Origin of the sequence: Paraburkholderia aromaticivorans (assembly GCF_002278075.1) — a bacterium.
Classification (GTDB): Bacteria; Pseudomonadota; Gammaproteobacteria; order Burkholderiales; family Burkholderiaceae; genus Paraburkholderia; species Paraburkholderia aromaticivorans.
The window spans coordinates 3,783,248-3,797,142 of record NZ_CP022989.1 but is presented as its reverse complement, the minus strand read 5'-3'; the positions used below and the strand labels follow the sequence as shown (position 1 = coordinate 3,797,142).

Here is a 13,895-nt window from a genome sequence, read left to right as displayed (position 1 = left end):
GCAGGCAAAACTTTCGAATACCGTCTCTCAGGTTCTAGCACGGCCCTCGGAATGGCTAGAACTTTTTAAGGCGTCACGGCAACGTGACGCCTTTTTTTTCGCCCGCTCGTTAAACCGTCTCGCGCGTGTCAGATCTCATTGCGCTATCCACCGCACCAGGCGCGTATCGCTATTCATACGACGCAAACCGCAATCCTCAGACTAACAACGTGAAAATTCCATTCGAACGCGGCATGTTCCGTGCTATTTTTTTCTGAATTGCGCACAAAACACGAGACATGAAATCGATTCTGGACCTTCCCGGCAACGCCGCCGGTTTGCAGGCGCTGTTCGCTGCGCTGGAGGGTCCGCATATCCTCGTGGGCCTGTACGATCCGGCGGACCGCCTCGACTTTGCGAATAGTACCTTCAGGGCGGCCTTTCAGCTCGACGAAGCCGGACGCGAGATGACCTTTGCCGACGTCATTCTGCACGGCGTGCTTAGACACTGCGGCGCGCGCATCGACCGCGGCGACGCGCTGGAATTCATTGCCGAGACCCAGGCGCGGCGGCGCGGCGAGCCCGGCCAGCGCCATTTCGCCACCGATCTCGTCGACGGACGCTGGTTCTGGATGACCGAGACGCTGCTCGACTCCGGCTGGCTCGTCGTGATCGGCACGGAAATTTCGACCTTGCGCCACGGCGAACAGGCGCTGATCGCCTCACGCGACCGCGCCATTCAGGAGGCGCGCACCGACGCGCTGACGGGTCTCGCCAACCGGCGGCACTCCTTGTCCTATCTGGAACTGGCGATTTCGGCGTTCGCGCACGCCGCCGTGCCGCTCACCGTCGCGCTGGTCGACCTCGATCATTTCAAGAGCATCAACGACATCTACGGGCACGCGGCCGGCGACGCCGTGCTGCGCGACTTTGCCGAACTGAGCCGCAAGGCGATGCGGCAATCGGATCTGATCGGGCGAATCGGCGGAGAGGAGTTCCTGTTGGTGTTTCCGGGCACCTCGGTCGACGAGGCCGCGGCGGCGGTCGAACGGATCCGCTGCAGTCTGACGGGGCGGCGCGTGGCGATCGGCGCGGAGGTTCTGATCGGCTACTCGTTTTCGTCGGGCGTGTGCGGCGTGGAGTTGACCGACGACATCAATATGGCGCTCGAGCGCGCGGACCGCGCGCTCTACACGGCAAAGCGCGCCGGCAGGAATCGTGTCGTGTTGCGACGCCAGGGACATGCCTGACGGGCTAAGCGTGGTCGGCATCAGCCGCCCGCCGCGCTTTCAGCGTGACAGCAGCGATACGGTTGCGATGCCCAGAATGGTCATGACGAGCGACGCGCCCACGTGAATCACGATCTCGCCCGCGGCCCAGCCGAGCCGGCCGTCCTGTAGCCGCTGCACCACTTCCGCTGAAAACGTCGAGAAAGTCGACAGACCGCCCATCAAGCCGGTAATGACGAAGAGCCGCCATTCCGGCGCGATCTGCGGCGCCCGCGCAAACCCCGCGACGGCGACACCGATGACGTAGCCGGCAATGACGTTGGCGGCGAAAGTGCCGAGCGGCAAGCCGCTGAACAGGCCGTTCAGGCGGATGCCCAGAAACCAGCGAAACAACGAACCGAGCGCGCCGCCGATGCCGACAGCGAGAATGGACAAATACATGGGAGGCCTGGCAGAACTGGAGTGTCGACAAACCGGGCTGAGTGTGGCGCACGACCCCGCGTCCGCAATCATCCGGGCGAAGCAGGCATCATCAGCCCCGAGGGCGGTTAACGGAGAATGCCATCTCCAGCGCTGGAGTCTAACACCGCGAATGCATGTGGGGACAGTTCGGCGCGGGGCGCGCAGAGGACGCCGGCCGGCGCTGGGCGCGCGTAGCCGGCGTGTCGGTCGACGCAGCGCAACGATCGGATCGGGATTCTTGCATGCGCTCCTGCGCGGCCTCACGCGCCCACTCATGTGTTCCGCGGCGGCCGCCGAAGCATGCTCACTCGGACGTCGCCGAAATCTTGTGGATCGACAGGTCGGCGCCGTTGTACTCGTCTTCCTGGTCGAGCCGGAGGCCCACGGTCAACCGGATCGCGCCGTACACGAGGGTGCCGCCGAGCGTCGCCACCACGATCCCGCCCAGCGTGCCAACCAGTTGCGCGCCGAACGACACGCCACCCATGCCGCCGAGCGCGCGCAAGCCGAAAATGCCGGCCGCGAGGCCACCCCACGCGCCGCACAGGCCGTGCAAGGGCCACACGCCCAGCACGTCGTCGATGCGCCAGCGGTTCTGCACGCAGGTGAACATGTAAACGAACAGCACACCGGCGATACCGCCCGTCACCAGCGCGCCGAGCGGATGCATGATGTCGGAGCCGGCGCAGACCGCCACCAGTCCGGCCAGCGGGCCGTTATAGGTGAAGCCGGGGTCGTTGCGACCGGCGAGCCAGGCGGTCAGCGTGCCGCCCACCATCGCCATCAGCGAATTGACGGCGACGAGGCCGCTGATCTTGTCGACGGTCTGCGCGCTCATCACGTTAAAGCCGAACCAGCCGACCGCCAGCACCCAGGCGCCCAACGCGAGGAACGGAATGTTCGACGGCGGATGCGCGGCGATACCGCCGTCACGGTGATAGCGGCCGTGGCGCGCGCCCAGCAACAGCACCGCGGGCAGGGCGACCCAGCCGCCGAACGCATGCACGACGACCGAGCCGGCGAAGTCGTGGAACTGCGCGCCGAACACCTGGGCGAGCCAGTTCTGGATGCCGAAGCGGCCGTTCCAGGCGATCCCTTCGAAGAACGGGTAGATGAAGCCGACCAGCACGAAGGTCGCGAAGAGTTGCGGATTGAATTTCGAGCGCTCGGCGATGCCGCCCGAGACGATCGCCGGAATGGCGGCGGCGAAGGTCAGCAGGAAGAAGAAGCGCACCAGCGCAAAGCCGTTGTGCGCCGCCAGCGACTCGGCGCTGCCGAAGAACTGCACGCCGTACGCGATGGCGTAGCCGATGAAGAAGTACGCGATCGTCGAGACCGAGAAATCCACCAGAATTTTGACCAGTGCGTTGACCTGATTCTTTTTGCGCACGGTGCCGAGTTCGAGAAAGGCGAACCCTGCGTGCATGGCGAGCACCATTGCGGCGCCGAGCAAAAGAAAAAGGGTGTCGGTGCCGGTTTTCAGACTTTCCATCGATGAATCCTGCTTAGGCCAAAAAAGCGGGCAGTGAATGCAAGAAGCGGGCCAAATTTGTGCCGAAGCGCGTCGAACCGGTGCAATTCGGCACCGGGATGGGATCGCCTGTGCGCCTGTTCGGCGCTGCCGAGACTTGTCTGCACCCTCTGATGGCGCATGAGGGCACAATTAATGTGCATAACGCGAGAATTGCCAACCCACGGACCCAAAATCGGGCGAAATATTCGATTTGCGTTACGTTTAATTCAAAACGCTGACGGCTGAGCGTCACTCGGTGCGCCGCTTGTCGGCGAGGGCCTCGCCTTTGCGGGCCCTCTTTGTCTTCCAGCACAATCGCCGACATAATGTGCCGACCCCGAGCGTGATCCGCCGGCCACCGACCTCCAATGCGCACGCATGAGACTGACCACTAAAGGCCTGTTGCTGATCGCGATTCCGGCCGTCTTCGAACTGGCGCTGCTCTCCGGGCTGGTCATGGCACAGTCGGACGCGACGCTCGCGGAGCGCTGGGCGATTCATAGCGAAGACGTGCTGCGTCAGACCACCGCGATTCTCGAGCCGGTGCTGGGCGAGTCCGTGGCGCTGCGCGGCGCGGTGCTCGCCAACGACACCCGTTTCGCGACGCCGGTGACGGTGTGGATGGACGTGGACCGGCGCATCGATCAACTGGCCGAACTGGTCGCCGACAATCCCGCCCAGGTCGAACGCGTGGCTCAGGTGCGTCAGTCTGTGCAAGCCTACCGGCAATGGTCGGATCGCATTCAGGACATGCTGCATTCCGGCCGGCGGCGCGACGTGCTGACGCGATTGCGCGAGCTCGCCTCGACCGATGTGCTCGACCGGTTTCGCCAGCAACTCGCCGCGTTCCAGGCTGAAGAGCGGCGGCTCGACACGCTGCGTTCGAGTGCCGCCGACGCTGCGCGCGAGCGGCAGCAGACCCTCGTGGTCGCGGCCGTGTTCGGCTCCCTGCTGTTCGTCGCGCTGGCCGTCTGGTTGTTCACGCGCGGCGTGCGCGGCCGGCTCGCGCTGCTCGCGGACAACGCCGGGCGTCTCGCGGGCAACGAACCGCTGGCGCCGATCGGCTCGGGGCACGACGAAATCGCGCGCCTCGATCTGACCTTGCGCGAGACCAGCCGCCGCCTGCTCGAAGCCGAGCGCATCCAGGCCCGCTTCCGGGCCGACCTGGCGCGGCGCACCGGCGAACTCGCGCGGATCAACGAGACCCTGCGCCAGCAGACCCAGGAAAACGAGATGTTCATTTACAGCGTGTCGCACGATCTGCGCGCGCCGCTCGTGAACCTGCAAGGCTTTTCGAAGGAACTGATCCGCGCGTGCGACGAGCTGCGCGTCGCGGTGCGCGAGTCGTCGCTCGCGGCCGAGACGCGGCAGCGCATCGAACGGGTGATCGACGAGGATATCGGCGAAGCGCTCCACTATCTGCAGACGGCGGTGCTGCGTGCCTCGCACATCATCGACGCGCTGTTGCGGCTGTCGCGCGTCGGCCGGGTGGAGTACCGGCAACAGAAAGTCGAGGTGCGCGATATCGTGCCGCGCGTGATCGATGCGATGCAAGGCTCGATCCGGGCGCGGCGCGCGCGCGTCGACGTGCACGAATTGCCCGCGGTGTGGGGCGACCCCACCGCGCTGGAGCAGGTGTTCGCGAACCTGATCGGCAACGCGGTGAATTACCTCGATCCGTCACGCGAGGGCAGGATCGAGATCGGTACGACGCCGGCGCCGCCGGGTGTGCATTCGCTGCGGATTTTCTATGTGAGGGACAACGGGCTCGGTATTCCCGCGGTTGCGTTGCCGCGGCTATTCAATGCGTTTCAGCGATTGCACGGCAATGTCGCGGCGGGCGAGGGCATCGGCCTCGCGCTCGTGCGCCGCGTGGTGGAGCGGCATGGCGGACGCGTGTGGGCGGAATCGAAAGAAGGCGCGGGCACGACGTTCTATCTGTCGCTGCCGGAGGCCGAGAGGCGCATCGCGCAACTGGCTGCCGGAACGCCGGGGCCGGCGGCAACGGGCGGTGATCACGCCGTTCGCGATGGCCGCCCGGGCCTGGAAGATCGCGATCGAACGAGCGGCAGCGCAAGGGGCGATGGCAGCGCAGGCGGCGGCGCGGCCCCGCATGTCGCAGCAGGTGCCGGGCGTGGCGTCAGCACGCCGTAATCATTGCGCGGTGAAGAGGCGGCGCGGTTTGAGCAGCTGGGTGCCGCGAATCGACCAGTAACAGCCGCAAGCCATGAGAACGGCGACGCCAGTCAGGACCTGAAGGGGCGTGGGACGCAAGCCGGGCAGGCCGTCCAGCGCAAAAAGGCCGCGCGCGGTGATCAGCAGCGCGGCCCATACCGAACACGCGGCTTGAACCAGCATGCGCATGCCTGCGAGACGCCGCATGCGATTCTCCCGCGACCAGTTGGCCGGCGTTCGTCCGCAGAAAAAGGCAATGGCCATCAACGCGACGGCGAGAATCACGATCCAGTCGATCAGTTCCATCGAAATACACTCCCAAGTCAGCCGGCGACTATAGGAAAGCCTTCCGTTGCGAACCATCGGACTAGTCTCAAATGCGAGGCGTTTCGGCGAGCGCGGCTTGCCGAAGAGGCAATGCGCTCGCCGGTGGTTCAGGCCGAGGGATCAGAGTTCGATACGGGTGCCGAGCAGCACCAGGAATTGACGCAGCCATTCCGGATGCGCGGGCCATGCCGGCGCGGTGACGAAATTGGCGTCCGTGATCGCGGCGTCGACGGGAATGTCCGCGTATTCGCCGCCGGCCATTTTCACTTCGGGCGCGCACGCCGGGTAGGCGGAAATGCGCTTGCCGCGGATCACGTCGGCGGCGGCCAGCAGTTGCGCGGCGTGACAGATCGCGGCGATCGGCTTGCCGGCTTCAGCGAATTGCCGCACGACTTCGATCACCTTGTGATTGAGCCGCAGATACTCTGGCGCGCGGCCGCCCGCAATCGCCAGCGCATCGTATTGGCGCGGATCGGCGTCGTCGAAGGTGGCGTTGAGCGTGAATTGATGACCGGGTTTTTCCGTGTAGGTCTGGTCGCCTTCGAAATCGTGAATCGCGGTCTTGATCCGGTCGCCGGCCTTCTTGTTCGGACAGACGGCATCGACCACGTGGCCGACGGCCTGCAGCGCCTGGAATGGCACCATCGTTTCGTAATCCTCGGCGAAGTCGCCGGTCAAAAACAGAATCTTCTTTGCCGCCATCGTATGCCTCCAATTGTTCAACGGAACACAGCGAATGCTCTCTGACGCTCACATAAGCTCAAGCAGTCTACTCCACTACGTTTGACAGAACCGCGACCGATCTCGCCATGCAGTCGATCGTGCGGTGTGCGGCCGGCGCCGCGAACCGAGCGCGCACGTCACCCGGTGCCCGGCGCGGCGTCGGAGCAGCGCGCTTCCACACGCTCGCTGGGAGCGCGTGCAGCGCAACGGCGTATGATGGGCGCGTTTTCGTAAGCGGAAGCCGCTCGACGCGGCTCACACTCAAACATGATTTCATCTATGCGTTCCTCATTGCTGCGCCGTGCCGCGTTCGTGGCCCTCGTGTTCGGCGGACTCGCCGCCTGTCATAAGGACGACGCGTCCGCAGGGCAGGTAGCGGGCAAGCTCAACGACGCGGCCCAGGTCGCCGCTCAGAAGCTCGATCAGGCGGCGAGCTACGTCGGCCAGCAGGTCGACGCGACCAAATCCGCCGCGCAGCAGAATCTAGATTCGGCAGCCTCGGCGCCGACGATCAACATCGACCCCAACGCGCTCGCTTCGACCGCGCAAGCCAATCTGCAGAGCGCCGCGAGCGCCACCCATGCGCAACTCGGCAAGGCCGCGTCGCTCACGGGGCAGAGCCTCGAGTCGGCAGGGCGCAAGCTGCAGGAGTGGTCGGCGCAGAGCTCGGCGTCGTCGACGAATGCGGCGGCTTCGTCGTCATCGGGCGAGTCGGGCGACGCGCAAAAGCAGATGGACAAATGACATGCCGGCTGCACAGCAGGGGCATTTGACAGCCCGATTAAATGTAATTACTATGGTTACACATTGTCGTCGCCGGGCAGGTTTGCTGTGAACACGAGTAGCCGGTTTGCATTCGCGGTGCATGTGCTCGCGCTGTTGTCGTTGCAGGAGGGCGTGCCGCTTTCGTCGGAAATGATCGCCGGCAGCGTGAACACGAATCCCGCGCTGATCCGGCGGCTTCTCGCCATGCTGGCGCAAGCGGGCCTCACCACTTCACAGCTTGGCGCGGGCGGCGGCGCGCTGCTTGCGCGGGCGCCCGAACAGATCACCTTGCTCGAGGTGTATCGTGCGGTGGATGACGCGCAGTTATTCGCGTTGCATCGCGAGGAGCCGAATCCGGCGTGCATGGTCGGGCGCAACATTCAAGGCGTGCTGCGCGGCATCATCGACGAAGCGCAGCAGGCCATGGAGGCCGCGCTCGGCGCGCGTACGCTGGCCGATGCGACGGCCGACGTGGTGCGGGCAGAAAAGCTGCGCGAACGCAAGAAGCGTTCGCACGGGTGAGGTAGCAAAACAAGCAGGACGAAAAGGGCGCGTATCGGGTAACCGAAGCACGCGTCTTTCGACGAACGGGGGCTCATGCCCCTCTTTTTTCCGGTTTATATGTAATCAGTACGGTTACATATCTGCCAATGACAGGAGTATTGAAATGAGCAAACAGTTGAAGATCGCGTTGTTCGGCGCCACCGGCATGATCGGTTCGCGGGTCGCCGCGGAAGCCGCCCGCCGCGGGCATCAGGTGACGGCGCTGGCGCGCAACCCGGCGCGCGTGCCGGCCGACGTGGCGAATCTGAAAGCGGCCCAGGCCGATCTGCTCGACGCCGCGAGTGTGAGCGCCGCGGTACGCGGTCACGACGTGGCGGCGAGCGCCTACGCGCCGCCGCAAGATGATCTCGCGGCGCTTGGCAAGGCGACGCGCGCGCTCGTCGAAGGCGTGCGCGCGGCGGGCCTGAAGCGTCTCGTGGTGGTGGGCGGCGCGGGTTCGCTCGAAGTGGCGCCGGGCAAGCAACTGGTCGATACAGAAGGCTTTCCGCACGCGTACAAGGCCATCGCGCTCGCGCACCGCGAGGCATTCGACTACTACCGCGGCGTCACCGACCTCGACTGGACTTTCTTTGCGCCGGCCGCGCTGATCGCACCCGGCGAGCGCACCGGCAAGTTCCGCACCGGCGCGAACTCACTGCTGGCCGATGCCGAAGGCAACAGCCGCATTTCCGCGGAAGATTACGCCATCGCCTTCGTCGATGAACTGGAGCAGGGCCGATTCGTCCGGCAGATCGCGACGGTTGCGTATTGACCCGCAAGCGACCCGCGAGCGCGCCTCAAACGAGGCTGCACAGGGCGCGCGCGGTCTTCGCTACACGAATTCCGCGCCCGCGTCCTAACATTCGGTTACGCATGTCAGGTTGCTCCCGGTGAAACTGCGGCTACACTGGCGTCTCCCGTTTTCCTACGGATTGCCATGCAGTCATGCCCGTTGCGGCGTGAGGCCGAGGCTGCGCCGTTCAACGGCGGGCAGCCGGCGACCCACGCCGCCTTTCGCTTTTCTTCTGTTCATTGCGTGCGCGCTGCCCGCCGCGGCGTGCGCCCGCCGCTCGCGGCGTGGCTTGGCGCATGGCTGGCCGCCGCCTGCGTCGCGCTGATCCCGGGTGTCGGTTTGATGCCCGCGACCGCTGCCGCGGCCGGCGCCGCCACCGGTACGCCGGTAATCCCGGCCTTGCAGAGCCTGATCAACAGCGCGACGGTGAGCGCGTCCCCCGCTTCGGGCGCCTCGGCGGCGGAGGCCGCGTCCGCGCCCTCGCCGGCAAGCCAGGCGGAACTGACGCGCTCGCTCGACAGCGTGATCTCCACGCTCGACAACGACCGGCAGCGCACCGCGCTCGTCGCCCAGCTCAAAAAGCTGCGCGACGTGTCGCAAAACGTCGCACCGGCCGCGCCCGCGCAACCGAGCCCTGGTTTGCTCGGCGCGATCGCGTCGGGCATCGCCTCGTTCGAATCCGACGTGCATCAGGGTCGCACGCCGGTCCGCTATTGGGGCGGACGCTTCAACGCCGCGGGCAACGAGCTCTACACGATCATTTCAGGACAGGGGCACGAGAGCTTCGGCCGCATTCTGTTCTCGATGATTGCGATGCTGGCGGGCTGGGGGGCGTGCGCCGCCGCGCTCATCTATGTGCAGCACCGGCTGTATCGGCGCTTTGACATCGTCATGGGGCTCAATCCGAATCCCACCACGCGCGAACTGCTGATCTTCGCGCTGCGCCGCGTCGGGCCGTGGATCATCGCCTTTCTCGCCGCGCTGCTGTTCGTGCGCGCCATGCCTGACGCGCTCGGCCGTACGCTCGGCATGGTGGTCGCCTATGCGATCGTCGCGGGCGCGGTGTTCTCCGCGATCTGTCTGATCATGTTTTCGCTGTTCGGCTCGGGGCATCGGCGGATCGCGGTGCGCCTGCTGATCGACCATGCGCGGCGCGTGCTGTTCGTGGTCGGTGTGTGCGGCGCGCTTGGCGACGCCGCCGTCAATTACGACGTCGCGCATCAACTCGGGCCGAACCTCGCCGCGCTGATTTCGACCGCGGCCAACATGACGGCCGCTGTCCTCACCGGTTATTTCGCGCTCGCGTTTCGCCGGCCGGTCGCGCATCTGATCCGCAACCGGCCTTACGAGCAGCGCACCCATCACAAAGCCGCGACCGACGCCTTCGACGTGCTCGCCGCACTCTGGCACGTGCCCGTGCTGGTGCTCGCCACCGCATCGGTGGTCGCCACGCTCGGCGGCTCGGGTTCGAACGAAAACGTGCTGCAGATCTCGGTGGTCACGGCGCTGCTGCTGGTGCTGGCTTTTTTCGTGTCGGCCATCGTGTTGCGCCTGACGCGTCCGCGCAGCGCGCGCACGCGCCGCCGCTCGCCGTACCTGACGCGTTTGCTGCGCTTTTTCGGCACGCTGCTGACGCTGTTCGTCTGGCTGTTCTTCTTTGAACTCGCGGCGCGTTTGTGGGGCGTTTCACTCGCCGCGATGGTCGAAGAGAATGTGGCGGCGCGGGGTATCGCGCATGCGGTGACGGCGATCATCGCCACCGTGTTCATTGCCTGGCTGCTGTGGATTCTGGTCGATACCGCGATCACCGAAGCGCTCAATCCGGGCGGTCCGCGCAACAAGTCGCGCGCACCCAGCATGCGCGCGCGCACCATGCTGCCGCTGCTGCGCAACGTGCTGCTCGTCACGATCATGACGATCGCGGGCATCGTGACGGCGGCCAATCTCGGCATCAATGTCACGCCGCTGCTGGCGGGCGCGGGCGTGATCGGCCTCGCGATCGGCTTCGGCGCGCAGTCGCTCGTGACCGACCTGATCACGGGGCTGTTCATCATCATCGAGGATACGATTTCGGTGGGCGACTGGATCGACGTGGACGGCGGGCATGCGGGCACGGTCGAGCATCTGTCGATCCGCACGGTGCGGCTGCGCGACGGGCAAGGCGCGATTCACGCGATTCCGTTCTCGCAGATCAAGATCGTCAAGAACCTGTCGCGCGACTTTGCGTATGCGGTGTTCGAAGTGCGCATGTCGTTCTCCACCGACGTCGATCAGATTACCCAACTGATCCGCGAAGTCGGCGCCGATCTGATGGCCGACTTCCGCTACCGGCGCGAGATGCTCGGTCCGATCGAAGTCTGGGGGCTGGACCGTTTCGATCCGAACTGGATGGTCGTGAAAGGGCAGATCAAGACGCGGCCGCTGCAGCAGTGGAGCGTGGCGCGCGCGTTCAATCTGCGTCTGAAGCGCAAGATGGACGAAGCGGGTATCGAGATTCCGGTGCCGCAGATGCGGGTGTTTACGTCGTCGAAGGACAGCGAAGGGCAGCCCTTGCAGGACGACGACGTAGCGGGGATGACGCCGCATGCGCACGCCGGGGGGCACGCGGCGGCGATGTCTACTCGGGCCGTGCATGCGCCTCTTGCGGTGGCGCGCGACGTATCGCACGAACCGCGGCCGGCGCCGCCGCCGACCGGACAGACAGCGCCGATTCCACCGCAGATTCCGACCGCGGGCGAGGCGGGCGGCAAGAGTTGAGAGAGTGCTCGATTGGCGAGCGGACGCGGGGCAGACCGAGCGGGGCCCGCGTCGTCTGCCAGTGCGAAAGGATCGCCGGCGAGTGTCGCGGAGCCGAACTCGTCGCGTGTCAACACGTGTCGTTACGCCTAGGGTGCGAGGCACCCGTGATACATCGTTTCAGGTGAGCGCAGATGTCTGCGCGGTGCGCAAGATATCGTTGACGTGCGTCGCGATCTGCGCACCCGCGACCCCGTAAATATGCAGGGAGACGGCAGGCGCGTCGCTGCGATTGCCCAGTTGATGAATCCCGCCACGGCCGCCTCGCACGAACGACACGGCGCCTTGCCGGCGCGGCTGCGTGCGTGTGGCGCTCGCGCAGTGCTGCGCGCCGTTCCATTCGAATACCGTTTCGCTCAGCGTGCCGTCCACTACCGCGTAGCCGCACCACGTGTGATGCGCATGCACGGGGCTCGCCTGTTGCGGCAGCCACACCAGCGCGGCGATCGCATAACGGCCGTGCGGATCCGCAGCCAACAGATGACGCCGGTACTTCTCGACTGACCCTTCGCGCTGCGCTGCCGTGAGCAAGTCGGGGTCCGCTGCCGCCTGTGCAAGCGCGACGCGCATGCTGCGCGCGAACAAGGTCGAATCCGCTGGTTCGGGCAAATGCGCGCGGGCTTCGAACATCGCATCGAGGGCAGCGCACAGGCGCGCGAGCGGCGCGTGGCGCCCGGCGACCGGGAAGGGCATGTCCGCCGGTTCGCCGCGCGAGTCCGCCTGAGTCGTCGCGTTGGTGCGCACGCGCTGGATGGTGGGACGGTGCAGGGACGCTGATTGAAAGTCTTGGCTCATGTTGGTTGCGCAGCGGCGCGGGCTGCTTATCTGTGATTGTCGGATAGCGATATTTATACCGGTTTGCCCGGAGAAAGAGTTTCCATATAATTCCCCTTGGAATCTGAAAAGTAGAATAATTTCCTATAGGGGTGTCATGATGGGAATGGATATCATCGACCGGAAGCTGCTGGAGTTGCTGCAGGAAGACGCGACCATGCCGATCGCCGAACTGGCGCAGCGCGTGAACCTGTCGCAAACGCCTTGCTGGAAGCGGCTGCAGCGTTTGAAGGAGGCGGGCGTGATCCGCGCGCAGGTCGCGCTTTGCGACGCGCGCAAGCTCGGCGTGGGCACCACGGTGTTCGTCGCGGTACGCACCAATCAGCATACGGAGGAATGGGCGCAGACCTTCACGCGTGCGGTGCGGGATATTCCGGAGGTCGTGGAGGTGTACCGGATGAGCGGCGAAACCGATTACCTGCTGCGCGTGGTGGTGTCGGATATCGACGACTATGACCGCGTCTACAAGCTGCTGATCGCGGCTGTGCCGCTCTACGACGTGAGTTCGAGCTTCGCGATGGAGCAGATCAAGTATTCGACGGCGCTGCCCGTGCGCTATACGGTGTAGGCCCTGCCTCGCCGGCATCCGCGCCACGGTCGGCGACGCGGGTGAGCGGACAGCGGCTCCGGCACGAACTGAGCGTTTTCAGCTGGGACAAAACAGGTTCGAGAGAAACAGGATTAGTGCACCCGGCCGCGCGGCACGCGGTGGTGCATATGTCCTCGCAAACGTAAGCTGAATGGACAGCGAATCCTGCCTGAAACTCACGTCAGCATCGGCGTCAAGTCGGGATCGCCTTTCGCCATGGCCCGCTGATACCCGGCGCGTGCGCCGATGCGCTGAAGATACGCCAGTATGTTCGGATACGGCTTGAGATCGACAGGATGAAACAGGCGCATCGTGGTCAGCGAAAAGACGCTCATGATGTCTGCCGCGGTGAACGCGCTTCCAGCGAGATAGTCGTTCTGTGCAAGCCGCGCTTCGATCAGCGCGAGCACCTTGTCCAGTCGTCCCTGCACCGACACTTGAATCGGATGGTCGGGCGCGAGGCCGCATCGCCCTATGAACATCGATCGGCCCATGACCGGCTGAAGATTGCCGTTAGCGAAATGAAACCAGTAGAGATAGGAAGCGAAATCGGGATGGTCGGGCCCATGCTGCAAACGTCCGTGACCATACCGGGCTAGGATAAATTCGACAATCGCAGCCGATTCGGCAAGCAGGATTGCGTCGGCTTCGATGAGCGGTGCGGCGCCCAGCGGATGCAGCGCCTTCAGCTCGGGCGGCGACAACCGCGTGACCGGGTCGCGCGTATATTTTTCGAGCTTGTAGGGAATCTCGAGTTCCTCACACAGCCAGACGATCCGTTCCGATTGTGAGTGGCCAAGATGATGGATTGTCAGCACGAAGTTTTCCTCGCAAGAAGTACGGCAAATGACCCGGTTCACCCGGATAACGAAGGCGAGCGCGTTAAGTCGAACAAGACGAAACTGGACGCCCCCTCGTAACGCACGTTTTGTACCGTTGCCCCGCCGGATGCGGGCATGGGGTCGACCCGCGCCATCTCCAGCGTGGGGCGAAAAGCCGCAGGCGCAGCGCTTGCTCCGCGCCTGTTCTGCCTCGGGCAGCGACCTGTGCAGCGTGCGGACCCGGCGGTTCAGGCGTCCGGCCACTTCACGCGTGCATGCCCTGACACCTGAACCGCGTGCCCGTTGCAAGCCGAGTGCAAGCTCGGCGAGCGTAGAATGCCGCCTT

Annotated in this window: 13 protein-coding genes and 1 riboswitch; of the genes, 7 read left to right on the top strand and 6 right to left on the bottom strand. The window is 65.1% G+C overall.

The annotated features are described in order from the left end of the window. The first annotated feature begins 278 nt into the window (after window positions 1–278). Entirely contained in the window at window positions 279–1,229 is a 951-nt protein-coding gene (locus tag CJU94_RS17140) for a GGDEF domain-containing protein (RefSeq protein ID WP_095419702.1), read from the top strand. Window positions 1,230–1,268: 39 nt separating this feature from the next. Here CJU94_RS17140 and crcB read toward each other — a convergent pair whose 3' ends face one another. Together crcB and CJU94_RS17130 are read right to left on the bottom strand one after the other, a co-directional pair. After that, window positions 1,269–1,649, bottom strand: a complete 381-nt coding sequence (gene crcB, locus CJU94_RS17135; protein ID WP_095419701.1) for a fluoride efflux transporter CrcB — start codon at window positions 1,647–1,649, stop codon at window positions 1,269–1,271. Window positions 1,650–1,724: 75 nt separating this feature from the next. Next, a riboswitch (Fluoride riboswitch) is annotated at window positions 1,725–1,786 on the bottom strand. Between the two features lie 188 nt (window positions 1,787–1,974). After that, window positions 1,975–3,162: an ammonium transporter gene (locus CJU94_RS17130; RefSeq protein WP_095419700.1), complete on the bottom strand. Its 1,188-nt coding sequence runs from the start codon at window positions 3,160–3,162 to the stop codon at window positions 1,975–1,977. Between the two features lie 399 nt (window positions 3,163–3,561). Here CJU94_RS17130 and CJU94_RS17125 point away from each other — a divergent pair, with 399 nt between their 5' ends. Beyond that, window positions 3,562–5,337, top strand: a complete 1,776-nt coding sequence (locus CJU94_RS17125; RefSeq protein ID WP_095419699.1) for a sensor histidine kinase — start codon at window positions 3,562–3,564, stop codon at window positions 5,335–5,337. Here CJU94_RS17125 and CJU94_RS17120 read toward each other — a convergent pair whose 3' ends face one another. Further along, on the bottom strand, window positions 5,338–5,664 hold the full coding sequence (locus CJU94_RS17120; RefSeq protein ID WP_095419698.1) for a hypothetical protein: 327 nt from the start codon (window positions 5,662–5,664) through the stop codon (window positions 5,338–5,340). 141 nt (window positions 5,665–5,805) lie between these two features. Next, on the bottom strand, window positions 5,806–6,387 hold the full coding sequence (locus CJU94_RS17115; protein ID WP_091794967.1) for a DJ-1/PfpI family protein: 582 nt from the start codon (window positions 6,385–6,387) through the stop codon (window positions 5,806–5,808). A gap of 288 nt (window positions 6,388–6,675) precedes the next feature. Between CJU94_RS17115 and CJU94_RS17110 the strand changes: the two genes are divergently transcribed. The 4 genes from CJU94_RS17110 to CJU94_RS17095 all read left to right on the top strand — a co-directional run bounded on the left by CJU94_RS17110 (window position 6,676) and on the right by CJU94_RS17095 (window position 11,266). Next, window positions 6,676–7,152 (top strand): BCAL1086 family glycoprotein, encoded by a 477-nt coding sequence (locus CJU94_RS17110; protein ID WP_095419697.1) that lies wholly within the window; start codon window positions 6,676–6,678, stop codon window positions 7,150–7,152. 87 nt (window positions 7,153–7,239) lie between these two features. Next, entirely contained in the window at window positions 7,240–7,695 is a 456-nt protein-coding gene (locus tag CJU94_RS17105; RefSeq protein ID WP_095419696.1) for an Rrf2 family transcriptional regulator, read from the top strand. Between the two features lie 145 nt (window positions 7,696–7,840). Beyond that, window positions 7,841–8,488 carry an NAD(P)-dependent oxidoreductase gene (locus CJU94_RS17100; RefSeq protein ID WP_095419695.1) on the top strand — a complete coding sequence of 216 codons (648 nt, stop codon included), beginning with the start codon at window positions 7,841–7,843 and terminating at the stop codon, window positions 8,486–8,488. Between the two features lie 165 nt (window positions 8,489–8,653). Further along, on the top strand, window positions 8,654–11,266 hold the full coding sequence (locus tag CJU94_RS17095) for a mechanosensitive ion channel family protein (protein WP_095419694.1): 2,613 nt from the start codon (window positions 8,654–8,656) through the stop codon (window positions 11,264–11,266). A gap of 159 nt (window positions 11,267–11,425) precedes the next feature. Here CJU94_RS17095 and CJU94_RS17090 read toward each other — a convergent pair whose 3' ends face one another. Beyond that, entirely contained in the window at window positions 11,426–11,998 is a 573-nt protein-coding gene (locus tag CJU94_RS17090) for a cysteine dioxygenase family protein (protein ID WP_095420411.1), read from the bottom strand. A 241-nt stretch (window positions 11,999–12,239) separates the two neighbouring features. Between CJU94_RS17090 and CJU94_RS17085 the strand changes: the two genes are divergently transcribed. Beyond that, window positions 12,240–12,707, top strand: coding sequence for an Lrp/AsnC family transcriptional regulator (locus CJU94_RS17085; RefSeq protein WP_095420410.1), 468 nt, complete (start codon window positions 12,240–12,242; stop codon window positions 12,705–12,707). 197 nt (window positions 12,708–12,904) lie between these two features. Here CJU94_RS17085 and CJU94_RS17080 read toward each other — a convergent pair whose 3' ends face one another. Beyond that, window positions 12,905–13,813 carry a glutathione S-transferase family protein gene (locus CJU94_RS17080; protein WP_244220857.1) on the bottom strand — a complete coding sequence of 303 codons (909 nt, stop codon included), beginning with the start codon at window positions 13,811–13,813 and terminating at the stop codon, window positions 12,905–12,907. Between the last annotated feature and the right edge of the window lie 82 nt (window positions 13,814–13,895).